Annotated in this window: 23 protein-coding genes; 4 read left to right on the plus strand and 19 right to left on the minus strand. The window is 64.3% G+C overall.

What is annotated here, in order from left to right:
• Positions 1-22 precede the first annotated feature (22 nt).
• The 13 genes from AC56LK_RS12730 to AC56LK_RS12790 form a co-directional block, all read right to left on the minus strand.
• Complete coding sequence (locus tag AC56LK_RS12730; protein ID WP_497184875.1) at positions 23-790, minus strand: ABC transporter permease; 768 nt, start codon at positions 788-790, stop codon at positions 23-25.
• Positions 787-1,710 carry an ABC transporter ATP-binding protein gene (locus AC56LK_RS12735; RefSeq protein ID WP_497184876.1) on the minus strand — a complete coding sequence of 308 codons (924 nt, stop codon included), beginning with the start codon at positions 1,708-1,710 and terminating at the stop codon, positions 787-789. Before AC56LK_RS12735 ends, AC56LK_RS12730 begins: the two co-directional genes overlap by 4 nt.
• A 143-nt stretch (positions 1,711-1,853) precedes the next feature.
• On the minus strand, positions 1,854-2,129 hold the full coding sequence (locus AC56LK_RS12740) for an STAS domain-containing protein (RefSeq protein WP_497184877.1): 276 nt from the start codon (positions 2,127-2,129) through the stop codon (positions 1,854-1,856).
• Entirely contained in the window at positions 2,129-2,761 is a 633-nt protein-coding gene (locus AC56LK_RS12745) for an MlaC/ttg2D family ABC transporter substrate-binding protein (RefSeq protein WP_497184878.1), read from the minus strand. Before AC56LK_RS12745 ends, AC56LK_RS12740 begins: the two co-directional genes overlap by 1 nt.
• Before the next feature lie 103 nt (positions 2,762-2,864).
• On the minus strand, positions 2,865-3,626 hold the full coding sequence (locus tag AC56LK_RS12750) for an MlaA family lipoprotein (protein WP_497184879.1): 762 nt from the start codon (positions 3,624-3,626) through the stop codon (positions 2,865-2,867).
• Positions 3,623-4,096, minus strand: a complete 474-nt coding sequence (gene mlaD / locus AC56LK_RS12755; RefSeq protein WP_497184880.1) for an outer membrane lipid asymmetry maintenance protein MlaD — start codon at positions 4,094-4,096, stop codon at positions 3,623-3,625. Before mlaD ends, AC56LK_RS12750 begins: the two co-directional genes overlap by 4 nt.
• Before the next feature lie 31 nt (positions 4,097-4,127).
• Entirely contained in the window at positions 4,128-4,910 is a 783-nt protein-coding gene (gene mlaE, locus AC56LK_RS12760; RefSeq protein ID WP_497184881.1) for a lipid asymmetry maintenance ABC transporter permease subunit MlaE, read from the minus strand.
• Complete coding sequence (locus AC56LK_RS12765; RefSeq protein ID WP_436103779.1) at positions 4,907-5,710, minus strand: ABC transporter ATP-binding protein; 804 nt, start codon at positions 5,708-5,710, stop codon at positions 4,907-4,909. Before AC56LK_RS12765 ends, mlaE begins: the two co-directional genes overlap by 4 nt.
• Positions 5,711-6,158: 448 nt before the next feature.
• The gene (locus AC56LK_RS12770; RefSeq protein ID WP_497184882.1) at positions 6,159-7,622 is read right to left on the minus strand and encodes a glutamate synthase subunit beta; all 1,464 of its coding nucleotides are present in this window, start codon (positions 7,620-7,622) and stop codon (positions 6,159-6,161) included.
• A gap of 20 nt (positions 7,623-7,642) precedes the next feature.
• Positions 7,643-12,370: a glutamate synthase-related protein gene (locus AC56LK_RS12775; protein ID WP_497184883.1), complete on the minus strand. Its 4,728-nt coding sequence runs from the start codon at positions 12,368-12,370 to the stop codon at positions 7,643-7,645.
• Between the two features lie 323 nt (positions 12,371-12,693).
• Positions 12,694-13,404 carry a transposase gene (locus tag AC56LK_RS12780; protein ID WP_497184884.1) on the minus strand — a complete coding sequence of 237 codons (711 nt, stop codon included), beginning with the start codon at positions 13,402-13,404 and terminating at the stop codon, positions 12,694-12,696.
• Between the two features lie 311 nt (positions 13,405-13,715).
• Positions 13,716-14,396, minus strand: a complete 681-nt coding sequence (locus AC56LK_RS12785; RefSeq protein WP_436103775.1) for a response regulator transcription factor — start codon at positions 14,394-14,396, stop codon at positions 13,716-13,718.
• Positions 14,397-14,408: 12 nt separating this feature from the next.
• Complete coding sequence (locus AC56LK_RS12790; protein ID WP_497184885.1) at positions 14,409-15,560, minus strand: PAS domain-containing sensor histidine kinase; 1,152 nt, start codon at positions 15,558-15,560, stop codon at positions 14,409-14,411.
• A 158-nt stretch (positions 15,561-15,718) separates the two neighbouring features.
• Here AC56LK_RS12790 and AC56LK_RS12795 point away from each other — a divergent pair, with 158 nt between their 5' ends.
• Positions 15,719-15,967, plus strand: a complete 249-nt coding sequence (locus tag AC56LK_RS12795; RefSeq protein WP_027866436.1) for a DUF3297 family protein — start codon at positions 15,719-15,721, stop codon at positions 15,965-15,967.
• Positions 15,968-16,037: 70 nt separating this feature from the next.
• Here AC56LK_RS12795 and AC56LK_RS12800 read toward each other — a convergent pair whose 3' ends face one another.
• Positions 16,038-19,163, minus strand: coding sequence for a DEAD/DEAH box helicase (locus tag AC56LK_RS12800; RefSeq protein ID WP_497184886.1), 3,126 nt, complete (start codon positions 19,161-19,163; stop codon positions 16,038-16,040).
• Between the two features lie 255 nt (positions 19,164-19,418).
• On the opposite strand from AC56LK_RS12800, the gene AC56LK_RS12805 reads away from it, so the two are divergent.
• Positions 19,419-21,770 carry a Tex family protein gene (locus AC56LK_RS12805; protein ID WP_497184997.1) on the plus strand — a complete coding sequence of 784 codons (2,352 nt, stop codon included), beginning with the start codon at positions 19,419-19,421 and terminating at the stop codon, positions 21,768-21,770.
• A 7-nt stretch (positions 21,771-21,777) separates the two neighbouring features.
• On the opposite strand, the gene AC56LK_RS12810 is transcribed toward AC56LK_RS12805, so the two are convergent.
• Together AC56LK_RS12810 and AC56LK_RS12815 are read right to left on the minus strand one after the other, a co-directional pair.
• Entirely contained in the window at positions 21,778-22,065 is a 288-nt protein-coding gene (locus tag AC56LK_RS12810) for a hypothetical protein (protein ID WP_497184887.1), read from the minus strand.
• Positions 22,066-22,124: 59 nt separating this feature from the next.
• The gene (locus AC56LK_RS12815; protein ID WP_497184888.1) at positions 22,125-22,436 is read right to left on the minus strand and encodes a hypothetical protein; all 312 of its coding nucleotides are present in this window, start codon (positions 22,434-22,436) and stop codon (positions 22,125-22,127) included.
• 147 nt (positions 22,437-22,583) lie between these two features.
• On the opposite strand from AC56LK_RS12815, the gene grxD reads away from it, so the two are divergent.
• Complete coding sequence (gene grxD / locus AC56LK_RS12820) at positions 22,584-22,898, plus strand: Grx4 family monothiol glutaredoxin (protein ID WP_497184889.1); 315 nt, start codon at positions 22,584-22,586, stop codon at positions 22,896-22,898.
• A 2-nt stretch (positions 22,899-22,900) separates the two neighbouring features.
• Positions 22,901-23,494, plus strand: a complete 594-nt coding sequence (locus AC56LK_RS12825) for a UbiX family flavin prenyltransferase (protein ID WP_497184890.1) — start codon at positions 22,901-22,903, stop codon at positions 23,492-23,494.
• Between the two features lie 30 nt (positions 23,495-23,524).
• Here the strand turns inward: AC56LK_RS12825 and AC56LK_RS12830 are convergent, their stop codons facing one another.
• The 3 genes from AC56LK_RS12830 to AC56LK_RS12840 form a co-directional block, all read right to left on the minus strand.
• Positions 23,525-23,698, minus strand: a complete 174-nt coding sequence (locus tag AC56LK_RS12830) for a hypothetical protein (protein WP_497184891.1) — start codon at positions 23,696-23,698, stop codon at positions 23,525-23,527.
• Positions 23,699-23,816: 118 nt separating this feature from the next.
• Positions 23,817-24,236, minus strand: a complete 420-nt coding sequence (locus tag AC56LK_RS12835) for a hypothetical protein (RefSeq protein ID WP_497184892.1) — start codon at positions 24,234-24,236, stop codon at positions 23,817-23,819.
• 269 nt (positions 24,237-24,505) lie between these two features.
• Positions 24,506-25,558, minus strand: a complete 1,053-nt coding sequence (locus AC56LK_RS12840) for an MBL fold metallo-hydrolase (protein WP_497184893.1) — start codon at positions 25,556-25,558, stop codon at positions 24,506-24,508.
• Positions 25,559-25,616 lie beyond the last annotated feature (58 nt).

Here is a 25,616-nt window from a genome sequence, read left to right on the forward strand (position 1 = left end):
GGTGAAATCTTTAGTGGCGCACTCAGTGGCGTAACTTATAGCCACGTTTGAGCAAGTTGATCGCAATGGTCGCCAGCACCACGAAGAACACCGACACGATGGCCAGGCTGGTCCAGGGCGAGACGTCGGACTTGCCGAAGAATCCATAGCGGAACCCGTCAATCATATAAAAGAACGGGTTGAAATGCGAGACCGCCAGCCAGAACGGCGGCAGTTTTTGGATGGAATAGAACACCCCGGCCAGGAAGGTGGCCGGCATGATCAGGAAGTTCTGGAAAGCGGCCAGCTGGTCGAACTTCTCGGCCCAGATGCCGGCGATCACGCCCATGGTGCCGAGGATGGCGGCGCCGAGGAAGGCGAACACCAGGATCCATAGCGGCGCCACGAAACTCAGGTGGGCGAACCAGGCCGTGATCACGAACACGCCGAAGCCCACCACCACGCCGCGCAGGATCGCGGCGCCCACGTAGGCCGACAGGATCTCGGCATGCGACAGCGGCGGCAGCAGGATGAACACCAGGTTGCCGGTGATCTTGGACTGGATCAGCGACGAGGACGAGTTGGCGAAGGCGTTCTGCAACACGCTCATCATCACCAGGCCCGGGATCAGGAAGGCGGTGTAGCTGACGCCGTCCAGCATCTCGATGCGGCCGTCCAGCACGTGGCCGAAGATCAGCAGATACAGCATGGCCGTCACGACCGGCGCCGCGATGGTCTGGGTCGCCACTTTCCAGAAGCGCAGCGACTCCTTGTAGAACAGGGTGCGGAAACCCACCGAGAACAGCTTCATTGCGGGCCTCCGGGTTGCTTGTCGCCGACGACCTGCAGGAAGATGTCTTCCAGGTCGGCCTGCTCGAGCTGCATCTCGTCGATCACGGCGCCGCCCGCGCGCAGGCTGGCCAGGATAGGCTCGACTTCGTTGACGTCGTTGACGCGCAGCGTGTATTTGTTGCCGTTGTTGTGCTCGTCGTGCGAGACCAGGTGGCGCAGGCCTTCCGGCAGCTCGCCGCTTTTCAGGTGCACCACCAGCTGCGAGCCGGACACGCGGCGCAGCAGCGCCGACATGGTGTCCAGCGCCACCACTTCGCCGAGCTTGAGCATGGCGACGCGCTGGCACATGGCCTGGGCTTCTTCGAGATAATGGGTGGTCAGCACCACGGTGTGGCCTTCGCGGTTCAGGCGCGAGATGAACTTCCAGAGGGTCTGGCGCAGCTCGACGTCGACGCCGGCGGTCGGCTCGTCCAGCACGATGACCGGCGGCTTGTGCACCAGCGCCTGGGCGACCAGCACGCGGCGCTTCATGCCGCCCGACAGGGCGCGCATGTTGACGTCGGCCTTGTTCGTGAGGTCGAGGTTGTGCATGACCTCGTCGATCCAGGCCTCGTTGTTCTTGATGCCGAAGTAGCCCGACTGCAGGCGCAGGGTTTCGCGCACGGTGAAGAAGGGGTCGAACACCAGTTCCTGGGGCACCACGCCGAGGCGCTTGCGCGCTTCGCGGAAGTCGCTCACGACGTCGTGGCCATGGATCTTGACGCTGCCGACGTCCGGGCGGATCAGCCCGGCGATGGTGGAAATCAGGGTGGTCTTGCCGGCGCCATTGGGGCCGAGGAGGCCGAAGAACTCGCCTTCCTCGATGCTCAGGGAAACGCCCTTGAGGGCCTTGAAGCCCTTGTAGCTTTTCTCGACGCTGTTAATCTGGATCGCTGTCATTCTTGTTGGGAGCGGCGGCGCGGGCGCGCAAGGCCGTGCGGAAGAAACGACCCATTATAGGGGAAATCGCAAATACAAGAGGCCGGCGGGAAATTTTGACATGCGGGATGAGCGGAGCGCCGCCCATCCCGCACAAAGCGGCATCAGGACCGGGGCAGGAGCTGGTCCACGCCGTACAGCGCGGCCAGCTTTTGCACGTTGCAGGGAACGTTGATGAAGTTCAGGCGCTGGCCGGCCGCGAGCGCGTGGCGCTGCCAGGCCAGCAGCACGGCCACGCCGGACGAATCGGCGGCGCTCACGCCGCCGAGGTCGAACACGGTTTCGCCGGCCGCGATCGCCGCGCAGCCCTGTTCCAGCGCACCGCGGGCGCTCAGGAAGGTCAGGGCATCGAGCGAGAGCATGGGATTGGCTTCGGCCATTACTTCGGCGCCTTCAGCGGGCGCGAGGCCAGCTGCTGGTTGCGCTCGGCCAGCTTCTTGGTCAGGCCATCGACGCCGCCCTTGTTGATCTCGCTGGCGAAGGTGCCCTTGTAGGTCTCGACCAGCCACGCGCCCAGCACGTTGATGTCGTAGATCTTCCAGCCCTGCGGGCCGTTGGCCAGGCGGTAGTTCAGGGTGATCGGCTCGCCGCGGGTGACGTTCACCTGCGAGCGCACTTCCACGTCGGTGGCGCCGGCTTCGGCACGCATCGGCTTGAATTCGACGGTCTCGTTCTTGATGGTCGACAGCGCGCCCGAGTAGGTGTACACCAGCAGGGTGGTGAATTCCTTGGTCAGTGCTTTCTGCTGCTCCGGGGTGGCCTGGCGCCAGAAGCGGCCGGCCGCCTGCTGGGTCATTTTTTCGGCGTCGACGTGCGGCAGGATCTTCGAGTTCACCAGATCCATGATCTTGTTGCGGTTGCCGGCCTGGATGTCCTTGTCGGCCTTGACGGTGTCGATGACGTCGGCGCTGATGCGCTTGACCAGCGCGTCCGGTGCTTCGGCGGCGATGGCCGAGGTGGCGAAGGCGATGGTGGCGCTTGCTGCTGCGATCAGTTGGATGATGGGTTTCATGTGGTTTCCTTATTTGTGGGACCCGCCGCGCCACATGGCCGGCGGGACATCCCCTGTTAACTCTTCTTGCCGGTTACGGATGACACCGGTATGTAAGGACTTGTTACTTCGACGGCGACTCGCCGGCCTTGCTGGCCGCAGCCTCGGCATCGCCGGCCTGGCGCGGCACGTTGCCGTCATAGACCTGGCTCTGGCGGCGCTGCATGTAGCCGTCGCGGATGAACTCGTAACGGTCGAGGGCGGCGTCTTCCAGCAGCTTGCCCGCATCCAGCAGCGAGGCACGCTTGTCGACCACGCGCACCGCGGCGCCGATGTTGCGCCAGTTGGCCGGCTCCTTGTACTTCCAGATGTCGCCGCCGATATCGGCCGGCAGCGCGGCGGTGTCGCGCACCGTAGATGGGCCCAGAATCGGCAACATCAAGAAGGGGCCGCTTGGAATGCCCCAGACGCCCAGGGTCTGGCCGAAGTCTTCGTTGTGCTTCTGGATGCCGGCTTCCGAGGCGATGTCGAGCAGGCCGAAGATACCGAAGGTCGAGTTCACGGCGACACGGGTGACGTCGCCCATGCCGTCCTGGGCCTTGCCCTGCAGCAGGTTGTTCACCGCGCTCCAGGCGTCGGACAAGTTGCCGAAGAAATTGTTCACGCCGGTCTGCACGAAGCTCGGGGTGACGTTCTTGTAGGCGGTGGCGGTCGGCTTCAGGACGGTGCGGTCGACCGCATCGTTGAAACCGAACACGGCGCGGTTATAGCCTTCGAGCGGGTCTTGCGGATTCTGCGTCGTGGCGCAGCCGGTCAGCAGCAGGGCGGCGGCGATTGCCGCAAGCCCGTGGATGCGGCCGGTGGTACGGTGTGGTGCGTGTTTCATTCACTACCTTCCTTTCCTTCAGCGGCCTTGCTATAGATAAATTGGTTGATCAGGTCTTCGAGCACCGTTGCCGATTGGGTACGGTTGATGCGGTCGCCGTCGACCAGGTTGTTGGTGTCGCCACCCGGTTCGATGCCGATGTACTGCTCGCCCAGCAGGCCGGCGGTCAGGATCTTCAGCGAACTGTCTTTTGGGAATTTATAGCCTGGCTCCATATCGAGGCGCACGAGCGCCTGGTAGGTCTTGTCGTCGAAGCTGATTTCACCCACGCGGCCGACCACCACGCCGGCGCTCTTGACCGGCGCCTGCGGCTTGAGGCCGCCGATGTTGTCGAACTTGCCGGTCACGGCATAGGTCTTGCTGAACGAAATCGTGCTCATGTTGCCCGCCTGCAGGGCCAGGAACAGCAGCGAAGCCACGCCCAGCAGGACGAACAGGCCAACCCAGACATCGATAGTTTTGCGGTGCATACGAATACCCTAGTAAATCTTGTTTAATTTATTACTTATTGAACATCAAGGCGGTCATGATGAAGTCCAGGCCCCAGACCATCAGCGACGCGATGACGACGGTGCGCGTGGTGGCACGCGATACGTCCTCGGGGGTCGGCTTGGTCTGGTAACCCTGGAACAGCGCCGTGAACGTGACCGCGATACCGAAGATAAAGCTTTTGAGTACACCGTTCAGTACGTCAGCACGCACATCCACGCCGGACTGCATCTGCGACCAGAACGCGCCTTCGTCCACGCCGATCAGCTGCACGCCGACCAGGTAGCCGCCGAACACGCCCACGGCCGAGAACACGGCAGCCAGGATCGGCATCGCGATGACGCCGCCCCAGAAGCGCGGCGCCAGCACGCGCTGGACCGGATTAATGGCCATCATTTCCATGGCGGACAGTTGCTCGCCGGCCTTCATGAGGCCGATCTGGGCGGTGAGCGAGGTGCCGGCGCGGCCCGCGAACAGCAGCGCGGTCACCACCGGGCCCAGCTCGCGCACCAGGGCCAAGGCCACGACCTGGCCGAGCGCCTGTTCGGCGCCGTACTGGTTCAGCGTGTAATAACCCTGCAGGCCGAGCACCATGCCGACGAACAGGCCGGACACGATGATGATCACCAGCGAATAGTTGCCGATGAAGTGGATCTGCTCCGAGATCAGGGCCGGGCGCTTGAAGGCGCCGGGCGAGACGCCGAGCAGGTTGAAGAAGGCACGGGTGGCGAAGCCGACGCTGGCGATGGCTTCGCGCACGGTGCGGCCGACGGTTTCCAGGAGGCGCGTGATCATTTGCGCACTCCCAGGCCGAGGTCGTCGGCCAGCGACTTGCCGGGGTAGTGGAAGGGCACCGGTCCGTCCGGCGCGGCGTTCACGAACTGCTTCACGTACGGGTCTTCCGACACGCGCAGGTCGGCCGGCGTGCCTTCGGCGACGATCTTGCCCGCCGACATGAAATACACGTAGTCGGCGATCGCGAAGCACTCGTGCACATCGTGCGAGACCAGGATCGAGGTCGAGCCGAGGGCGTCGTTCAGGTTGCGGATCAGGTTGGCGGTGACGCCCATCGAGATCGGGTCGAGGCCGGCGAAGGGCTCGTCGTACATGATCAGTTCGGGGTCGAGCGCGACCGCGCGGGCAACCGCGACACGGCGCGCCATGCCGCCCGAGATCTCGGCCGGTTTCAGGCGGTGCGCATTGCGCAGTCCGACGGCATTCAGCTTCATCAGGACCAGGTCGCGGATCAGCTCTTCCGGCAGGTCGGTGTGTTCGCGCAGCGGGAAGGCCACGTTGTCGAACACCGACAGATCGGTGAACAGCGCACCGAACTGGAACAGCATGCCCATGCGGCGGCGCAGGCGGTACAGGCCCTCGGTGTTCAGCTGGTGCACGACCTCGCCGCCCACGCGCACCTCGCCGCGCTGCGGGCGGATCTGGCCGCCGATCAGGCGCAGGACCGTGGTCTTGCCACAGCCCGAACCGCCCATGACGGCCACGAGCTTGCCGCGTGGAAAGTCCATGCGGAGGTTCGACAGGATGGAACGCTCTCCGTACGCAAAGTGCAGATCGCGGATTTCGACTAGGTTGGACACAGCATGTTTGGTATTTAGGTAATCCGTTATTGTAGTGCAGAAAGTTACATCCCCGCTTGAGGCAGGCCATTTTGGGGCGCTTCGTGGCGATCTTGATGCAAGAAAAATAACCGATGGGTCAGATATTACCGCTTGTAAGGCCCTGTTTTTTAAGGGATATGTATATCTCGCAACATAGTATTTATTGAATCATATCAATAAATACTGCAGAGCAACCTACCATACATTTGCGGATGTATCTTTTTGTCCGCATGGTATTTTATTTCATCTGATGCACTGCAATAAGGCTTAGCCTACGAACATTGCTCGGTTGGTCATCGTGCGGGCACGCACACAAGTCCGTCCGTCAGCGGTAAATACCACTGGGCTGTTGGACGCTGTCCACAGTATTCTGGAGCCGCCAAAAAGAAAAGGCGGCCTTAGCCGCCTTGGTTCTTGTTCGCTGGAATCAGCGCGGCAGCACCGAACTGCCCATCAGGAATTCGTCAACCGAACGGGCGCACTGGCGCCCTTCGCGGATCGCCCACACCACCAGCGACTGGCCGCGGCGCATATCGCCGGCTGCGAACACCTTCGGCTTCGAGGTCTGGTAGGAACGCTCGCCCTCGGTCGCGGCGCGGGCATTGCCGCGCGCATCCTTCTGCACCCCGAAGGCGTCCAGCACGTTCTGCACCGGCGACACGAAGCCCATGGCCAGGAAGACCAGGTCGGCCTTCATCTCGAACTCGGAGTCCGGCACCTCGACCATCTTGCCGTCTTTCCATTCGACGCGGCAGGCGACCAGCTTGTCCACCTTGCCGCCCTTGCCTTCCAGGCGCTTGGTCGCCACCGCCCAGTCGCGCTGGCAGCCTTCCTCGTGCGAGGACGAGGTGCGCAGGCGAGTCGGCCAGTAGGGCCAGACCAGCGGCTTGTTTTCCTGCTCCGGCGGCATCGGCATCAGTTCGAACTGGGTCACCGAAGCGGCGCCGTGGCGGTTCGAGGTGCCGACGCAGTCGGAACCGGTGTCGCCGCCGCCGATCACGACCACGTGCTTGCCGGTGGCCTTGATCTGGTCCTTCAGCTTGTCGCCGGCATTGACCCGGTTTTGCTGCGGCAGGAAGTCCATCGCGAAGTGCACGCCCTTCAGTTCACGGCCGGGGACCGGCAGGTCGCGCGGCTGCTCGGCGCCGCCGGCCAGCACCACGGCGTCGAAGTCCTTTTCCAGGTCTTCCGGGAAGATGGTGTCGCGCGCCATGTTGCTGACGGTGGCCGGGAAGTCCTTGCCGATCAGGACACTGGTGCGGAAGACCACGCCTTCCGCCTTCATCTGTTCCACGCGGCGGTCGATCAGGTCCTTCTCCATCTTGAAGTCGGGGATGCCGTAGCGCAGCAGGCCGCCGATGCGGTCGCTCTTCTCGAACACGGTCACGTCGTGGCCGGCGCGCGCCAGCTGCTGGGCGGCGGCCAGGCCGGCCGGGCCGGAGCCGACCACGGCGACCGTCTTGCCGGTCTTGACGGCGGGCGGCTGCGGCACGATCCAGCCGTGCTCCCAGCCGGCGTCGGCGATCTTGCGTTCGATCGACTTGATGCCGACCGGGTCGTCGTTGATGCCGAGCGTGCAGGCCGATTCGCAGGGCGCCGGGCAGATGCGGCCGGTGAACTCGGGGAAGTTATTGGTCGAGTGAAGGTTCTCGACCGCCGAGCGGTAGTTGCCGTGATAGACCAGGTCGTTCCAGTCCGGGATCTGGTTGTTGACCGGGCAGCCCGTGTTACAGAAGGGGATGCCGCAATCCATGCAGCGTGCGCCCTGGACCTTGGCCTGGCCGTCGGTCAGGGTCAGCACGAATTCCTTGTAGTTCTTGACGCGATCGGTCGGCTCGAGGTGGCCCTCTTCCTGCCGTTCGAATTCCATGAAGCCGGTAATTTTGCCCACGTTGTGTTTTCCTTATCTTTTTAAGCTGCGAGCTCGATCTTGTCGTTCGCTTCTTCCATGCTCGAGTTGTGCATCTCCTCGAGCGCGCGCTTGTAGTCGGTCGGGAAGACCTTCACGAACTTGCCGCGGCTGTTGGCCCAGTCGTCCAGCAGGTTGCGCGCGCGGGTCGAACCGGTGTGCTTGAAGTGGCGTTCGATCAGGCGGCGCAGGATGGTTTCGTCCGACTCGCGCTCGCCGTTGCGGGTCTGGCTGTGCCAGCCGGCCGGGCCAGCCTGACCCTGCTGCTTGGTCGTCAGCACCGGCTCCAGGTTCACCATCGTGGTATTGCACTTGCCTTCGAACTCGCCCTTCGGGTCGTACACATAGGCGACACCGCCCGACATGCCCGCCGCGAAGTTGCGGCCGGTCTCGCCCAGCACCACCACGGTGCCGCCGGTCATGTATTCGCAACCGTGGTCGCCGCAGCCCTCGACCACCGCGACGGCGCCCGAGTTACGCACCGCGAAACGCTCGCCGGCCACGCCGTTGAAGAAGGCTTCGCCGGAAATTGCGCCGTACAGCACGGTGTTGCCGACGATGATGTTGTCCACCGCCCAGCCGCGGAACTCGGTGTTCGGACGCACGATGATGCGGCCGCCCGACAGGCCCTTGCCGACGTAGTCGTTGCCCTCACCCACCAGGTCGATCGTGATGCCCGCCGCCAGGAAGGCAGCGGCCGACTGGCCGGCAGTGCCCTGCAGCTGGATGTGGATGGTGTCGTCCGGCAGGCCGGCATGGCCGTAGCGCTTGGCCACTTCGCCCGACAGCATGGTGCCCACGGTGCGGTTCAGGTTCTTCACCGGCGAGATGAAGGACACGCGCTCGCCCTTCTCCAGCGCGGCCTTGGCCTGTGCGATCAGCTTGTGGTCCAGCGCCTTGTCCAGGCCATGGTCCTGGGCATCGGTGTGGAGCAGGGCGCGCGGCGAGTCGACCTTCGGCTGGTAGAAGATGTTCGAGAAGTCCAGGCCCTGCGCCTTCCAGTGCTGGACCGCACGTGCCTTGTCGAGCAGGTCGGTACGGCCGATCAGTTCGTCGTAGCTGCGGATGCCCAGCTGCGCCATCAGCTGGCGCGCTTCTTCGGCGACGAAGAAGAAGTAGTTCACCACGTGTTCCGGCTTGCCCTGGAACTTGGCGCGCAGGACCGGGTCTTGCGTAGCCACGCCGACCGGGCAGGTATTCAGGTGGCACTTGCGCATCATGATGCAGCCTTCGACCACCAGCGGTGCGGTGGCGAAGCCGATTTCGTCGGCGCCCAGCATCGCAGCGACGACCACGTCACGGCCGGTACGCATCTGGCCGTCGGCCTGGACGCGGATGCGGCTGCGCAGGCCGTTCAGCACCAGCGTCTGCTGGGTCTCGGCCAGGCCCAGCTCCCACGGGGTGCCGGCGTGCTTGACCGAGGACAGCGGCGAGGCACCGGTGCCGCCGTCATGGCCGGCAACCACCACGTGGTCGGCCTTGGCCTTCGAGACGCCCGCGGCGACGGTGCCGATGCCGACTTCCGAGACCAGCTTCACCGAGATCGAGGCGCTCGGGTTGGCGTTCTTGAGGTCGTGGATCAGTTGCGCCAGGTCTTCGATCGAATAGATGTCGTGGTGCGGCGGCGGCGAGATCAGACCCACGCCCGGCACCGACACGCGCAGCGAGGCGATGTACTCGGTCACCTTGTGGCCCGGCAGCTGGCCGCCTTCGCCCGGCTTGGCGCCCTGCGCCATCTTGATCTGGATCTGGTCGGCCGATGCCAGGTACTCGGCGGAGACGCCGAAGCGGCCCGACGCCACCTGCTTGATCTTCGAGCGCAGCGAGTCGCCCTCTTCCAGCGGGATGTCGGCCACCACGCGGTCCGAGCCCAGGATCGAGGCCAGGGTCTCGCCCTTGGCGATCTTGATGCCCTTGAACTCGCCCATGTAGCGGCGCGGGTCTTCGCCGCCTTCGCCGGTGTTCGATTTGCCGCCGATGCGGTTCATGGCGATGGCCAGCGTGGCGTGCGCCTCGGTCGAGATCGAGCCGAGCGACATGGCGCCAGTCGCGAAGCGCTTGACGATTTCCTTGGCCGGCTCGACTTCTTCCAGCGGGATGGCTTTCGACGGATCGATCTTGAACTCGAACAGGCCGCGCAGCGTCAGGTGGCGGCGGCTCTGGTCGTTGATGATCTGCGCGTACTCTTTATAGGTGCTGAAGTTGTTGGCGCGGGTCGAGTGCTGCAGTTTCGCGATCGCGTCCGGGGTCCACAGGTGGTCTTCGCCGCGCACGCGGAAGGCGTATTCGCCGCCGGTGTCGAGCGCGTTGGCCAGCACCGGGTCGTTGCTGAAGGCCAGTGCATGCAGGCGCAGCGCTTCCTCGGCCACTTCGAACAGGCCGATGCCTTCGACGGTCGACGAGGTGCCGCGGAAGTACTTGTCGACCAGCGACTTGTTCAGGCCCACGGCTTCGAAGATCTGGGCGCCGCAATAGGACATGTAGGTGGAGATGCCCATCTTGGACATCACCTTCATCAGGCCCTTGCCGACCGCCTTGGTGTAGTTGTAGATCGCCTTGTCGGCGTCCATCTCGTGCGGCAGGTTGTGCGCCAGGTCGGCCAGGGTTTCCAGGGCCAGGTAGGGGTGCACGGCTTCCGCGCCGTAGCCCGCCAACAGGGCGAAGTGGTGGGTCTCGCGCGCCGAGCCGGTTTCGACCACCAGGCCGGTGGAGGCGCGCAGGCCGCGGCCGACCAGGTGCTGGTGGATGGTCGAGGTCGCGAGCAGCGCGGGAATCGCGACCTGCTCGGACGACATGTTGCGGTCCGAGACGATCAGGATGTTGTGGCCCGACTTGACCGCGTCCACGGCTTCCGCGCACAGCGATGCCAGCGAGGCTTCGATGCCTTCCTTGCCCCAGGCCACCGGATAGCAGATATTCAGCTCATACGACTTGAACTTGCCGCCGGTGTGCAGGCTGATGGAGCGCAGGCGCGCCATGTCGTCGAAGCCGAGGACAGGCTGCGAGACTTCGAGACGCATCGGCGGGTTGACGTTGTTCGTGTCCAGCAGGTTCGGCTTCGGTCCGATGAAGGACACCAGCGACATCACCATGGCTTCGCGGATCGGGTCGATCGGCGGGTTGGTCACCTGGGCGAACAGCTGCTTGAAGTAGTTATACAGCGGCTTGAGTTTGTTCGACATGACCGCCAGCGGCGAGTCGTTGCCCATCGAGCCGGTGGCTTCTTCGCCGAGCACCGCCATCGGCGCCATCAGGAACTTCAGGTCTTCCTGGGTGTAGCCGAAGGCCTGCTGGCGGTCCAGCAGCGGGACCGCGGTCTTTTCGCCTTGCGCCGGCTGGTCTTTCACGCGGTGCTGGGCCAGCTGCGATTCCGACAGCTTGATTTCGTTGAGCTTGATGCGCACCGACTTGATCCAGGCTTTATATGGCTTGGCGTTCGAGTAGGTGTCCTTCAGTTCCTTGTCGTCGATGATGCGGCCGGCTTCGAGGTCGATCAGGAACATCTTGCCCGGCTGGAGGCGCCATTTCTTGACGATGCGCGATTCCGGGATCGGCAGCACGCCGGATTCGGAAGCCATCACCACCAGGTCGTCCTCGGTGATGACGTAGCGCGCCGGACGCAGGCCGTTGCGGTCCAGGGTGCCGCCGATGTGGCGGCCGTCGGTGAAGGCCATGGCGGCCGGGCCGTCCCATGGTTCCATCATCGCGGCGTGGTATTCGTAGAAGGCGCGGCGGTTGTCGTCCATCGAGGTGTGGTTCTCCCAGGCTTCCGGGATCATCATCATCATCGCCTGGGCTACGGGATAGCCGGCCATCACCAGCAGTTCGAGCGCGTTGTCGAAGCAGGCGGTGTCGGACTGGCCTTCATAGATCAGCGGGAACAGCTTGCCCAGGTCTTCGCCCAGCACGGCAGATTTCAGCATGCCTTCGCGGGCGCGGGTCCAGTTGAAGTTGCCCTTGACGGTGTTGATCTCGCCGTTGTGCGCGATCAGGCGGTAAGGGTGGGCCAGCGGCCATTCCGGGAAGGTGTTGGTCGAGAAGCGCTGGTGCACCAGGCTCAAGGCGGAGATGCAGCGCGGGTCCTGCAGGTCCTTGTAGTAGACGCCGACCTGGTCGGCCAGCAGCAGGCCCTTGTAGACGATGGTGCGGGCCGACATCGAGGGCACGAAGAACTCCTTGCCGTGCAGGAGCTTCAGGGCCTGGATCGCGTGGCCGGAGGATTTGCGGATCACGTAGAGCTTACGCTCGAGCGCATCGGTGACCATGATGTCCGGGCCGCGGCCGATGAAGATCTGGCGGATCACCGGCTCTTTGGCTTTCACGAAGGGCGACATCGGCATGGTCTCGTCGACCGGCACGTTGCGCCAGCCGAGCACGACCTGGCCTTCGATGCGCACGGCGCGTTCGATTTCCTGTTCGCAGGCGATGCGCGAGGCGTGCTCCTTCGGCAGGAACACCATGCCGACGCCGTATTCGCCGGGCGGCGGCAGTTCCACGCCCTGCTTGGCCATCTCGTCGCGGAAGTACTGGTCCGGGATCTGGATCAGGATACCGGCGCCGTCGCCCATCAGGGCATCGGCGCCGACCGCGCCGCGGTGGTCGAGGTTCTTCAGGATCTGCAGGCCCTGCTCGATGATCGAGTGGCTCTTGTTGCCCTTGATATGGGCGATGAAACCGACGCCGCAGGCATCGTGTTCATTGGCGGGATCGTACAAACCTTGGGCAATCATGAGGCAATCTCCACAACTTTTTCGGGGGTCGAAAATCGAGAATAGTGCAATGCAGCAGAATGGGCAACAGGAATAAATAGGGTCAGAGTCGAATTGTTTGACAACTTCTTGAACTTGCGATTAATTGGGGACAGAGTCGATCGAGGCTGGTCAACCTCGCGTTATCCATCGATAAGCCCTTGATTTTTATGGATGAGAATGGTGCTGCTTCACAGATCGGGATCGACCCAGGAGTTCACAAAGTGGCGTGTTTGCCGTGCTGTTACAGGTTGTGAATAAAAAAACGGCACGAATAATCGTGCCGTTGATCGATTGCTGATTGCTTACGCTTGCTGAAGCGGCGGAATCGGCTCCCTGAATGGCCGTCCGCGCTTGGCCGGCAGGATCTGGCGTCTGGTTTTGCGCTCCAGTTCTGCCTTGAATGCGTCCGAACCCAGAGGCTGGTTCTTCAATACCGAGGTCGTCAGGAAGTCGACCTCGTCCTGGGGAATGCCCTGCATGACCAGTTCGGTATAGGCCGCTTCGCGCTGGAAAGGCGTGTTGCCCAGGCCCCAGTATAGCAGATGGTCGGTGACGAGGCCATCGGCACGCACGCCGGCATGGTGGGCATAGCTCGACCAGGGATAGTCGAGCGGCCCCGTCGTCAGGCCGGCGCGCACCGGATTGAGCTCGATGTAGCGGCTGCAGGCCAGGAAATAGTGCTCGGTATCGATCAGCGAAGTACGGAAACGTCCTTCGAACAGGCCGCCGCTGCGCTCGTACTTGTGATTGAACCAGGGGACGTAGAAGCGCCCGACCTTCTGCATCATCAGCGCCAGCCCGGTATTGTCGGCTGGCGTCGCGAGCAGGTGTATGTGGTTGGGCATCAGCACGTACGCATGGATCGCCACTTCGTAGAAGCGTGCCGCTTCCTTCAGCCAGGCGAGGAAGCGTTGGTAGTCGATCTCTTCGCGGAAGATGGGCTGGCGGTTGTTGCCACGCTGGATAACGTGGTACGGCTGGTTCGGGATGATGAGTCGGGGAAGGCGTGCCATGGCGTGCTCAAAAGTCGAGCAAGGATTCTAGCCTAGAAACTTTACTCTGTCCCTAATTAATCTCAAGGAAGCTGAAAATATCGCGGACTCTGTCCCCAATTAGCGTTTTCCCATCCTTGATACCCGTCTGCGCCGTCTGACGCGAGCAATTGCTTAATAATTCGACACTGACCCCAATTATCTTAGAAGCACTTGCCCAACAATTCGACTCTGACCCTCATTGGAAATGGGCCGAACCTGGGCAATTGCTCAATAATTCTACTCTGACCCCAATAGGGCAATAATTCTACTCTGACCCCAATAGGGGGTGGTCAGGCGAGGGTGAAGCCGGCGGACAGGCTGTAGCCTTCGCCGTAGGCGCTGCGCAGGGGCAGGTCCTGGCCGAGGCCGGAGCGGGCTTTCTTGCGCAGGCGGTAGACCAGCATGTCGACCCGGCGGCTGGCGTCCGGGTCTTCGCCGCCCATGCCGGCCACGATCACCTGGCGCGGCACCGGGCGGGTGTTGATGGTCAGGAGGTGCAGGAAATTGCACTCCTTTTCGGTCAGGTCGATCACCTTGCCGCCCAGCTCGAGCTGGCGTGCGCTCACGCGCAGGGTCCACTTGCTCGGCGCCGGCGCCGGGTCGGCCGGACGCACGCGGCGGTCCAGCGCTTCGATGTGCGCCGCCAGTTCGGGGAACTTGATCGGCTTGGTCAGGTAGTGGTCGGCCCCCAGGCGCAAGCCAAGGATGCGGTGGTCGAAGGCGACGCGGCCCGTCAGCACCAGCAGGCCGATCTCGGGATACAGCTGGCGCATCCGCGGAATGACGTTGAAACCGTCTTCGTCCGGCAGGCCGAGGTCGAGAACGACGACCGCCGCCGGCGTGCGCGTTAGCGCCGCCCACATCTCGCTCGCGGTCTTGGCGATCGTGACCTCGTGGTCGAGCTCCCTCAGGAACTCGGCCATGTCGTCTGCGTATTCGCCATTGTCTTCAACAATCAGTATCTGCGTCATGGATAAGCCATGTTAATAATCGTTCCGATTATCACTGTTGGGAGAGGATGAGGCAAGTTGTTGTTGCCCGCTAATATCCATGGCGGGTAGCCAGAGCTTAAATTCTGCGCCGCCCCTCGTGTTCGCGAGTCGCAGCAGGCCGCCATGGACGTCGACGATCGAACGCGCCAGGTACAAACCGAGGCCGCTGCCCGGCAAACCGGCGGCATTGCCGCCGCGGTAGCCCTTGTCGAAAATGTGGGTGGCGTCCTGCGCCGGCACGCCTCCGCCCTGGTCGCGCACCGTGAACTCGATCCCGTTGCCGCTGCGGCGTGCGCCCAGCGCCACCGGGCTGCCGGCCGGCGAGAACAACAGGGCATTGTCGACCAGGACCTTCAGCGCCAACCGCAATCCTTCGGGCTCGCCACGCAGTCCCAGCGTCAGTTCATCCGCCTCGACCAGCGCCTCGCGTCCCGCTTCGCGCAGCTGTTTCATGCCCTCCTCGAGCAAGGCGCGCGCGGCGATCGTGTTCGGCTGGCGCACCTTGCCGATCGCGGCCATGCGGTCCGGCGACAGGTATTCGTCGAGCATGGCGATCAGGCGGTCGGTCGCGACCGCGATCTTGCGGTAGCGCTGGCGCAGGGCTTCGTCGGCGCCCTGGGAGGTCGCTTCCAGCCGCTGGATGGCGCCGTCGATGGTCGCCAGCGGCGTGCGGAATTCGTGGTTCAGCATGCTCGCGAAGCGGCGCTGCTCGGCCAGGAGGGCGCGCTGCGCCGACAGGTCGCGCAGCAGCCCCACCAGCGAGCTGCTGCCGTCCGCGTTGCGCAGCACCGTCGTGATCACCTGCAGCCCGACCGGATGGCCGTCGGCGTTGCGCACCTCGACTTCCTGCACGCGGCGGGCGCCGGGCTCACCCTCGCTGCCTGCCGCCAGGTGCATGCCGAGGGCCCCCAGCGCTTCACGGGGGCCGCTGCCGGCGATCGCCGCCTGCAGCGCAGCGGCATCGTGGCCCAGCAATGCAAAGAAGGCCGGGCTCAGGTAACGCAGGCCGAGGCCGGGCAGGTCGATGCTGAGGGCGATGTCGCCGGCGAGTTCGGCGATGGTGCGGAAATGGACATCGATACTGTCAATGCCTGACTCCGGACTGGCCGGAGCAGGTGGGACGGCAGCCGTGCTACGGGTCATCGGGCACTTTCTGTTATCGATGGGACAATGGAGATCGTTGGGCAGTATATCGTTGCTCTTGCCGGTTTGTATAGAAGCGGGTGCGGCGAGCCTTCCAGCGGCGCTTCGTATCGTGAAAAGTGCGCCATTCCCAAGGTTTTGGTGGATAATTCGCGTCTATGAACGATACCGCTACCCTCCCCCCACTCCCGGACCGGCTCTCGATCGACCCGAGCAGCCCTTTTCATAACCGCGACGTCTTCCAGCGCGAGATCGGCATCCGCTTCAACGACAAGGACCGCCACGACGTGGAAGAGTATTGCATGAGCGAAGGCTGGATCAAGGTCGCCGCCGGCCGCACGCTCGACCGCAAGGGCAAGCCGATGCTGATCAAGCTGAAGGGCAAGGTCGAAGCGTTTTACAAGTAAGTCCGTATTTGCCTGAAAACGAGAGGCGGCTGGTGAACACCAGCCGCCTTTTTTATTCGCGCCTTGGGAATCAGTCTTCCAGCGGCGCGAAGATCGCCTGCAGGTCTTCCTGCGTCAGCGCCATTTTCTGCGATTCGCCTTCGGACAGGATCGACGCCGCCAGCTCCGACTTCTTCTGCTGCAGCAGCTGGATCTTTTCTTCCAGCGTACCCTTGGCGATCAGCTTGTACACGAACACCGGCTTGTCTTGCCCGATGCGCCAGGCGCGGTCGGTCGCCTGGTTTTCGGCCGCCGGGTTCCACCATGGGTCATAGTGGATCACGGTGTCGGCCGCGGTGAGATTCAGGCCGACGCCGCCGGCCTTCAGGCTGATCAGGAAGATCGGCACCGCGCCCTGCTGGAAGGCGGCCACCTGGGCCGAGCGGTCGCGCGTTTCGCCCGTCAGCAGGGCGTAGCGGATGCCGCGCGCGTCGAGCTCTTCCTCGATAAGGGCCAGCATGCTGGTGAACTGCGAGAACACGAGGATCTTGCGGCCCTCGCCCAGCAGGTCTTCGACCATCTGCATCAGGTCGGTCAGCTTGGCCGACACCGCCGCCGTGTTCTTCTTGCCCGGCATGGCCTTCACCAGGCGCGGGTCGCAGCAGACCTGGCGCAGCTTGAGCAGTGCTTCCAGGATGACGATCTGGCTGCGCGCCACGCCCTTGCGGTCGATCTCGTCGCGCACCTTCTTGTCCATCGCCAGGCGCACGGTCTCGTACAGGTCGCGCTGCGGGCCGGACAGTTCGATGCGGCGCACCATCTCGGTCTTCTCCGGCAGTTCCTTGGCCACGTGGTCCTTGGTCCGGCGCAGCAGGAAAGGCTTGATGCGGCGGCTCAGCAAGATGCGGCGCACCGCATCGTCCTGGCGTTCGATCGGGTGGCGGAACTGGCTGTTGAAGGTCTTCTCGTCGCCCAGCAGGCCGGGCAGCAGGAAGTGGAACTGCGACCACAGCTCGCCCAGGTGGTTCTCGAGCGGCGTACCGGACAGGCACAGGCGGTGGCGCGCATTCAGCGAGCCGGCCGTCTGCGCCGCCTTGGAGCGGGTGTTCTTGATGTAGTGCGACTCGTCCAGGATCACCAGGTGATAGTGGTGCTCGCGCAGCTTCTCTTCGTCGCGCGGCAGCAGCGCATAGGTGGTCAGGACGATGTCGGCGCTGTCGATCTGGTCGAACAGGTCCATGCGCTCCTTGCCCTGCAAGAGCAGCACCTTCAGGCTCGGGGCGAAGCGCGCGGCTTCGTCGAACCAGTTGGTCATCAGGCTGGTCGGCGCGATCACCAGGGCCGGGCTGGTCAGGCGGCCCGCTTCCTTCTCGGTGAGGATGTGCGCGATCGTCTGGACGGTTTTACCCAGGCCCATGTCGTCGGCCAGGATGCCGCCGAGGTCGTACTCGCGCAGGAACTGCATCCACGACAGGCCGTCGAGCTGGTAGTCGCGCAGGGTGGCCTGCAAACCGGCAGGCGGCTCGACCTTCTTGACCGAGCCGAACTGGCTCAGCTTGCGGCCGGTCTCGCGCAGGCGCTCGCCGCCGGTCCAGCGCAGCTCGAGGCCGCGCGCCAGGTCCTCCAGGCGCGCCGCGTCCAGCGTCGACAGGCGCATGCGGGCCTTGATCTTGTCGTTGAAGTACAGCTCGCCGAGGGTGGCCAGGATGGGCTTCAGGCGGCCCCAGGGCAGCGCCACGCGCAGGCCGTCGGGCAGGGTCGCCAGCATCTGGTCGGCTTCGGCATGCGCGGCCAGCACGGCCGGGTCGAAGTCGGCGGGCGCACTGCGGATCAGCTGCACCAGCACCGGCAGCAGCGGCACGCGCTTGCGCCCCACCACGATGCCCAGTTCCAGCTCGAACCAGGCATTGCCGGCTTCCTCGGGTTCGTCGATGTCGGCATACCAGTCTTCGACCGGCACCACGTCGTAGCGGTACTTGGCCGACTTCTGCACGTGCCAGCCGGCGTCGGACAGCGCATCGAGGTCGTTCTCGGCGAAGCGCAGCCAGTGCGCCTGGCTGTCGAGCCCCAGCGCGCCGGCCATCGCGTTGAACGGCGCGGTGACGGGCTTGCGGAAGCCGATCTCGTTGAGTGTGTTGAGCGCCGCGGCTTCGGCCTTGGGGTCGCGCTCGATGATCTCGGTGACGTCGCCGATCTGGCGCACCACGCGCTGCGCCGGATCGAAGGACACGCGCTGGCCGTCGTAGTCATAGGCCAGCACGGCGAAGTCCTGCCAGCGCGGCGTGCCGCCGTCGGCCAGCTGCACCGAATCGAGCAGCAGGTGGGGAATCGGTTTGACGTCGTTGCGCAGGCGCTGGGTCAGCGGCTGCGGCAGCGGCATCAGGGACTGCAGGCCATGGGCCAGCAGCAGCTGCGAGACGCGCTTCTTGTCGGTGCCGGTGAGGGCCGGGGCCTGGGCCACCAGGGCTTGCAGTTCGGCCAGCGAGATCTCGATGCCGCCGCGGTTCAGCTCGAGCGGGCCGATCGACAGGTTGTCGATGTACCACGGCGGGTCGGTCGGCAGCATGTAGTCGATCTGGTCGGCCGCGCTGTGGGTCGCGCCCTTGGCCGGTTCCACCGACCATCCGAGCTTGGCCACGCGGCCTTCGTCGCGCCAGGCCAGGCTGGCCAGGCGGGTCGGGCCGGCCTGCAGCGGATAGACCAGGCCATTGGCCATGTCGGACCACGAGTTCGCCCACAGAAGCTTGCCCTGTTCGAGCAGCATGTGCAGCAGGATCGCGCCGACCTTGCCTTTCGGTTCGGTGGCGCTGGTGCCCTGGGTCGAGCCGCTGCGCATGGCGATGAAGAAACGCACCAGGTCGACGTCGTCGCCTTCGAGGTAGGCGGGTGGCGCCGACAGCAGCGAGAACACTTCGCTCACCGGGCTGGCGGCGGCGACGTCGCCGTTCGGGCGCAGGCGCGCCTTGCACAGGCAGATCGCGACGTGGCGGCCGCCGCTGGTGGGCGCCATCACGTAGACGAACTTGTACTGCACGGCCTTCGGATCGGCGACCTCGTCGGTCAGTTTGGGCTGCGGATGCGCCGCCGCTTCGACCCTTTGCAGCCAGCTCACCACCGGCGCAGGCAGGGCGGGAGCGCGTGCGGGAGCGCGGGCGACTGCGGGTGCAACCGCGGGTGCGTCGCTGGCGTTCTCGCGATGATCATCGACTGTGTGCATGGGTCTCGTGTGTCTGTATTAAAAACGACAATAAAGAACATTATCCTTCATACGGGCGCTTCCGTTTTGTTCGGAATCGCACGTAGCGGACAAAACTTGTCCGCAGCAAGTCCGTGCACAATGAATTCAACGTGCAGTCGACTGTTCTCGCATGATCGGGTGGCGCTGTCAAGACTGGCGTATCCGTCGCGATTGCGTATCATTGTTTGCTTGACCTTTCAGATCCACGCGCGTATGCGCATGACCACCGCACCAATGCTGCCATCCATCGAACAACGCCTCGCCCTCGAACTGTCCGCCAAACCGGCCCAGGTAGCCGCCGCCGTCGCCCTGCTCGACGAAGGCGCCACCGTGCCCTTCATCGCGCGCTACCGCAAGGAAGCCACCGGCGGACTCGACGACATACAACTGCGGCTTCTGGAAGAGCGCCTGCGCTACCTGCGCGAGCTCGAAGACCGCCGCGCATCGATCATCGCGTCGATCACGGAGCAGAACAAGATGACGCCCGAGCTGCTCGAGGCGATCGCGCATGCCGAGGACAAGACCCGCCTCGAAGACCTCTACCTGCCCTACAAGCAGAAGCGACGCACCAAGGCGCAGATCGCGATCGAAGCGGGCCTGGCGCCGCTGGCCGAGGCGCTGCTGGGCGACCCCTCGCTGAATCCGGACGAGCTGGCCGCCGGCTACCTGCGCGAGGCCTTCACCAATGCCGACGGCGGCGCCAACCCGGGCGTGCCCGACCTGAAGGCGGCCCTGGACGGCGCGCGCCAGATCCTGATGGAGCGCTTCGCCGAAGACGCGGGCCTGCTGCAGTCGCTGCGCGAATACGTGCAGGAGCACGGCGTGGTCGAATCAAAAGTCGTGGCCGGCCAGGAAGAGGCGGGCGAGAAGTTCGCCGACTACTTCGACTATTCGGAGACCCTGTCGACGATCCCCTCGCACCGCGCGCTGGCGCTGATGCGCGGCCGCCGCGAGGGCGTGCTGGACGTCAGCCTGCGCCTCGACTCGGAACCGGAAAAGCCGAAGTGGGACGCCCCGCACAACCCCTGCGAAAGCCGCATCTGCGCCGCCTTCGGCATCAAGAGTGCCGGCCGCCCGGCCGACAAGTGGCTGCTCGACACCGCGCGCTGGACCTGGCGCGTGAAGAGCTTCATGTACATCGAGACCGAGCTGATGGGCGCGCTGCGCGAGAAGGCCGAACTCGACGCCATCCAGGTCTTCGCCCGCAACCTGAAGGCGCTGCTGCTGGCCGCGCCGGCCGGTCCGCGCGCCACCATGGGCCTGGACCCGGGCCTGCGCACCGGCGTCAAGGTGGCGGTCGTGGACGCCACCGGCAAGGTGGTCGATACCGCCACGGTCTACCCGCACCAGCCGCGCAACGACTGGGACGGCGCCCTGCACGTGCTGGGCCAGCTGGCAGCCAAGCACAATGTGTCTCTTGTCTCGATCGGCAACGGCACCGCCTCGCGCGAGACCGACAAGCTGGCCCAGGACCTGATCAGGCAGCGTCCGGAACTCACGCTGACCAAGATCGTCGTGTCGGAAGCCGGCGCCTCGGTTTACTCGGCCTCGGAATTCGCGTCGCGCGAACTGCCGGAACTGGACGTCTCGCTGCGCGGCGCGGTGTCGATCGCCCGCCGCCTGCAGGACCCGCTGGCGGAACTGGTCAAGATCGACCCCAAGTCGATCGGCGTCGGCCAGTACCAGCACGACGTGTCGCAGACCCAGCTGGCGCGCTCGCTCGACGCGGTGGTCGAGGACTGCGTGAACGCGGTGGGCGTGGACGTGAATACCGCCTCGGCGCCGCTGCTGGCGCGCGTCTCCGGCCTGTCGAGCAGCGTGGCGCAGAGCATCGTGTCCTACCGCGACATGAAGGGCGCCTTCAGCTCACGCGCCGCGCTCAAGGCCGTGCCGCGCCTGGGCGACAAGACCTTCGAGCAGGCGGCCGGCTTCCTGCGCGTGATGAACGGCGAGAACCCGCTCGACGCCTCGGCGGTCCACCCGGAATCCTACCCGGTGGTGCAGCGCATCCTGGCCGACATCAAGCGCGACATGAAGGCGGTGATCGGCGACAGCTCCCTCATCAAGTCGCTGAACCCGGCCAAGTATGCCGATGAAAAATTCGGCGTGCCGACCGTGACCGACATCCTGAAGGAACTCGAAAAGCCGGGCCGCGATCCGCGGCCGGAGTTCACCACCGCGACCTTCAAGGAAGGCGTGGAAGCCATCTCGGACCTGCGCCCGGACATGATCCTGGAAGGCGTGGTCACCAACGTCGCGGCCTTCGGCGCCTTCGTCGACATCGGCGTGCACCAGGATGGACTGGTGCACATCTCGGCGCTGTCGACCAGCTTCGTGAAGGATCCGCACACGGTGGTCAAGGCCGGCCAGGTGGTGAAGGTCAAGGTGCTGGAAGTGGACCCCAAGCGCAAGCGCATCGCGCTGAGCATGCGCCTGTCGGACAGTGCGCCGCAGCCGGGTGCGCAGCCGCAGCAGCGCGGCGACCGCGACGACCGCAAGCGTGTCGCTCAGCACCAGCGCCAGGAACGCCCCGTCCAGGACGCCGGCGGCGCGATGGCGGCGGCCTTCGCCAAGCTGAAGAAATAAGCGGGCGTCAGCCCGCGTGCTTGAGGTAGAGGCCGGCCATGTACACGCTCAGGAAGCCGAAGCCGGTCAGGAGCATGCGCGATTGCGGCATGGCCGGGCGGCCGGTCTTGCGGATGGACTGGGCGTCGCGCACCAGCAACAGGGCGTAGCCGAGCGCCGCGAGGCCGCAGATGATTTCGCCCAGCCCGCCGCGCATGATGCCGCCGACGAGGTTGATCATGCCGGGAATGCCGAGCAGGGCGGCGATCAGGAAATTGGTGCCGGCGTTCGGACCGCGGCGGGGTGGCTGTTGCATGGCTGGGACCTGGGAGTGGTAGAAATCCGCGCGATCATACCGCAGTCAGCCGCCTTCGGTCAGGGGAAGATACGCAGCGCGGTCGCACCCACTTTCACGATGAAGCACAGGCCGAACAGGCCGAAGCAGGCGTAGCCGACCATGGTCGTGCGGCGCGACGCGATCGCGCTGCGCCGGTCGCGGTAAGCCTGCACGGCGCAGTACAGCAGGAAGACGCCGGTGAGCAGTTCGGCAATGTCGAGCATGCGGTCTTCCAGCGGCTCCTGGAGCGTCCCGGTCAGCACGTCGTACAGGCCCGGAATGAAGAAAAACGCCGTCATGATCCACAACAGCGGCGACGGCATGGAGGCAAAGCCCCGGTTGGCGGTCATGGTGACTCCCGTTCGAGTAGCATGCAATCCATCATAGCGAGGATTTTTCGGCAAAAATCCGCCGATTGTCACAAGCCCGCCAATGCCCGCCCTGCCGAATTCTTATAAAATGTCGGCATCTTATCCATTCCCACTGAAGGCACACACATGAGCGACGTTCAAACCTGGATCAAAGAGACCGTGACCAATACCCCGGTCGTGCTGTTCATGAAGGGCACCGCCCAGTTCCCGCAATGCGGCTTCTCGGGCCGCGCCATCCAGATCCTGAAAGCCTGCGGCGTCGACAACATCGCCACCGTCAACGTGCTCGAGGACGCGGAAGTCCGCCAGGGCATCAAGGACTACTCGAACTGGCCGACCATCCCGCAGCTCTACGTGCGCGGCGAATTCGTTGGCGGCTCCGACATCATGAACGAGATGTATGAATCGGGCGAACTGCAGGCCCTGCTGAACAACGGCTGAGCATGACGGCCCGCCTGCGCCGGATTATTGTCGCCATCACAGGCGCGACTGGCGCGGTGTATGGCGTGCAGTTGCTGCGGCGGCTGCACGCGGCTCCCGGCGTCGAGACCCACCTGGTCATTTCCGACGCCGCCTCCCTCACCCTGCACCAGGAACTCGGCCTGCAGCGGCGCGACGCCGAAGCACTGGCCGACGTCGTCCACCGCAACCGCGACATCGGCGCCTCGATCGCCAGCGGTTCGTTCCAGACCGACGGCATGGTGATCGCACCCTGTTCGATGAAGACCCTGGCCGCCGTCGCGCATGGACTGTCGGACAACCTCGTCACGCGCGCCGCGGACGTGATGCTGAAGGAAAGGCGCAGGCTGGTGCTGATGGTGCGCGAGACGCCGTTCAACCTGGCGCACCTGCGCAATATGACTGCCGTGACGGAAATGGGTGGGATCGTGTTTCCGCCCTTGCCGAGCTTCTACCACCGGCCGGCGACCATCGAAGAGATGGTCGAGCATACGGTCGACCGGGCGGTCGACCTCCTCGGGCTCGACAACGCCCAGGCCCCGCGCTGGGGCGGCATGAAAGGCGCGCAGGACGACTGAACTGCCGAGCCAGGCCAAAGCCTGGCTGGTTCAGCGCTTGTCGCCGTCGAAAGGCTCGTCGGCCTTCTTTGCCTCGCGTGCTTCCTCAATCATCCGCCGCTTGGCATTGCGTTGTCGCATTACCTCGGCATGGCGCGCCGCCGTCATCGGCGGTGCGGTCATCAGTTCCTTGAGCTGGGCGGTGTTGGCGTAATTGTTTCGCATACGGCGGCTGCTCCTTGACGTGACCCTGTGGCGGCGGATCCGCTCGCCACGAAGGTGATTATGACCTACCCCGGGCCGTTTGTGCGTTCCGGGAGTCACGAAAAGTGCAGTTGCGAAACTATTTTTGCTCGGTCTTCTGATGATTCATTCGGACGAGCATCCGGATGAACTCGCGTGCGAGCTGGCGATGGTGTTCGTCCAGTCGTTGCAAATCCGCAATCAGCTTGACGTCGGCAGACTCGAAGCGGGCGCTGCCGCCGTTCGTCTCGGCGCCGGCGGCAGCATGTTCCGCGCCGCCGAAGCGCAGCCAGTCGGCCGGCACGCCCAGCCACTGGGCGATCATGCGCAACTTTTCCTGGGTCGGGATGGCTTCGCCCACCAGCCATTTGCGAGCGGCGTGCACGGTGATCGGGCGGCCTTCGAAACGGATGTTGAATTCCCTGGCGAGGCGGGTCGGGCTATCGGGCGAGTAGTGGGCGTTCTTCAGCGCCTGCTGCAGGCGCTCACTGAAGCTCTCCCGTTCATTGGTTGAATTCATTGCATTGCTTACGTTAGGTGCAGTTGGCCGAACTGGGGCGGCCGGCTTTCTATTGCTGAGAAGCCTCAACGGACAATCATACCCTTAATAAGTAACAAAGATGTGATTATTTAATAGAATTTGCAGGTTTAATCGGATCGGAAATATTACCTCAATTCCCCATTTGGGGAATGCAAATATATCCTAATGGAAAAAGTATGACATTGCCGCACGATTGCGCGCAACAAATATGCATGGCTGGTAAGCCCCAGCCTGCGGGGAAAGCCGACTCAGGCCAGCTGGAAGCGGATGATGCCGTCGCTGTGCCTGGTGCGGCGAAGCATCCCGTCCCGCCACAATTTGTGCAGGTGGGCCAAGGCCTCCCCCAGAGCGAAACTGAGCTGGTGGGCGTCGAGCTGGCGGCGGAACATCAGGGGCACGATATCGACTGCGGAGCGGGGCTCGGTGCAGGCCGCAAGCACTTCGGCCAGACGCGCCGCATGGTGATCATGCAGTTGGGCAATCCGGGTATGCAAGCCTCGGAAAGGCTTGCCATGTGAGGGCAGGACAAGTGTGTCTTCAGGCAAGTTTGTGAACTTTTTCAGCGACTGCAAATACAGCGCGAGCGGGTTGCCTTCCGGCTCGACAGCGAAGACGGACACGTTGGTCGAGATGCGCGGCAAGACCATGTCGCCGGAAATCAGCACATTCAGTTCCTCGCAATACAGGGAAGCGTGCTCGGGCGAGTGGCCGAAACCGGTGATCACACGCCACTGCCTGCCGCCGGCCTCGACCAGGTCGCCGTCCTGCAGGCGGGTATAGGCTTCCGGCACGGCCGGCACCAGCGAGGGATAGTAATTGCGGCGGCTGCGCATCTGTTCCAGCATGGCCGGATCCACCAAGCCATGACGCTCGAAGTGAGGCAGGGCCGAGGGGCCATCGACGCCCGGCAGCGCCGCCGCCATCATGCGGGCGAAGGCGAACTCGCCGGCCGTCGTCACGAAAGGCGCATCGAAGCGGCTGGCGAGCCAGCCGGACAGGCCGACGTGGTCGGGATGGCAATGGGTGGCGAACACGCGCAGCAGCGGCGCGCCTTGCAGGCCGCCGGCCAGCACCTGTTCCCAGGCGGCGCGGGTGGCGTCGGTACCGGCGCCGCAGTCGACCACGCTCCAGCCGGCCCGTCCCTCCTGCTCGTCGCGCAGCAGCCACAGATTGATGTGGTCGAGCGCGAAGGGCAGCGGCATGCGGATCCAGGCCAGGCCCGGCGCCAGTTCCTGGACCATGCCCGGCGCCGGGATGGTGTCGCCAAGGGGATAGTGGAGCTGGGCTTCGAGCGGATTCATGGAAAACTTTCGTGTTCGTCGACAAGCTGGCGCGCTACAATACCATTAACGTTAACGT

Source organism: Telluria sp. ZB4P36 (genome assembly GCF_059685865.1).

Coding starts and splice junctions, on each gene's coding strand:
- AC56LK_RS12780 (WP_497184884.1), bottom strand. CDS start 13,404: ATGGCACGCCTTCCCCGACTCATCATCCCGAACCAGCCGTACCACGTT.
- mlaE (WP_497184881.1), bottom strand. CDS start 4,910: ATGATCACGCGCCTCCTGGAAACCGTCGGCCGCACCGTGCGCGAAGCC.
- AC56LK_RS12730 (WP_497184875.1), bottom strand. CDS start 790: ATGAAGCTGTTCTCGGTGGGTTTCCGCACCCTGTTCTACAAGGAGTCG.
- AC56LK_RS12800 (WP_497184886.1), bottom strand. CDS start 19,163: ATGCACACAGTCGATGATCATCGCGAGAACGCCAGCGACGCACCCGCG.
- AC56LK_RS12835 (WP_497184892.1), bottom strand. CDS start 24,236: ATGAATTCAACCAATGAACGGGAGAGCTTCAGTGAGCGCCTGCAGCAG.
- mlaD (WP_497184880.1), bottom strand. CDS start 4,096: ATGCACCGCAAAACTATCGATGTCTGGGTTGGCCTGTTCGTCCTGCTG.
- AC56LK_RS12750 (WP_497184879.1), bottom strand. CDS start 3,626: ATGAAACACGCACCACACCGTACCACCGGCCGCATCCACGGGCTTGCG.
- AC56LK_RS12745 (WP_497184878.1), bottom strand. CDS start 2,761: ATGAAACCCATCATCCAACTGATCGCAGCAGCAAGCGCCACCATCGCC.
- AC56LK_RS12735 (WP_497184876.1), bottom strand. CDS start 1,710: ATGACAGCGATCCAGATTAACAGCGTCGAGAAAAGCTACAAGGGCTTC.
- AC56LK_RS12840 (WP_497184893.1), bottom strand. CDS start 25,558: ATGAATCCGCTCGAAGCCCAGCTCCACTATCCCCTTGGCGACACCATC.
- AC56LK_RS12805 (WP_497184997.1), top strand. CDS start 19,419: ATGCTGCCATCCATCGAACAACGCCTCGCCCTCGAACTGTCCGCCAAA.
- AC56LK_RS12790 (WP_497184885.1), bottom strand. CDS start 15,560: ATGACCCGTAGCACGGCTGCCGTCCCACCTGCTCCGGCCAGTCCGGAG.
- AC56LK_RS12815 (WP_497184888.1), bottom strand. CDS start 22,436: ATGACCGCCAACCGGGGCTTTGCCTCCATGCCGTCGCCGCTGTTGTGG.
- AC56LK_RS12825 (WP_497184890.1), top strand. CDS start 22,901: ATGACGGCCCGCCTGCGCCGGATTATTGTCGCCATCACAGGCGCGACT.
- AC56LK_RS12775 (WP_497184883.1), bottom strand. CDS start 12,370: ATGATTGCCCAAGGTTTGTACGATCCCGCCAATGAACACGATGCCTGC.
- AC56LK_RS12740 (WP_497184877.1), bottom strand. CDS start 2,129: ATGGCCGAAGCCAATCCCATGCTCTCGCTCGATGCCCTGACCTTCCTG.
- AC56LK_RS12810 (WP_497184887.1), bottom strand. CDS start 22,065: ATGCAACAGCCACCCCGCCGCGGTCCGAACGCCGGCACCAATTTCCTG.
- AC56LK_RS12785 (WP_436103775.1), bottom strand. CDS start 14,396: ATGACGCAGATACTGATTGTTGAAGACAATGGCGAATACGCAGACGAC.
- grxD (WP_497184889.1), top strand. CDS start 22,584: ATGAGCGACGTTCAAACCTGGATCAAAGAGACCGTGACCAATACCCCG.
- AC56LK_RS12795 (WP_027866436.1), top strand. CDS start 15,719: ATGAACGATACCGCTACCCTCCCCCCACTCCCGGACCGGCTCTCGATC.
- AC56LK_RS12830 (WP_497184891.1), bottom strand. CDS start 23,698: ATGCGAAACAATTACGCCAACACCGCCCAGCTCAAGGAACTGATGACC.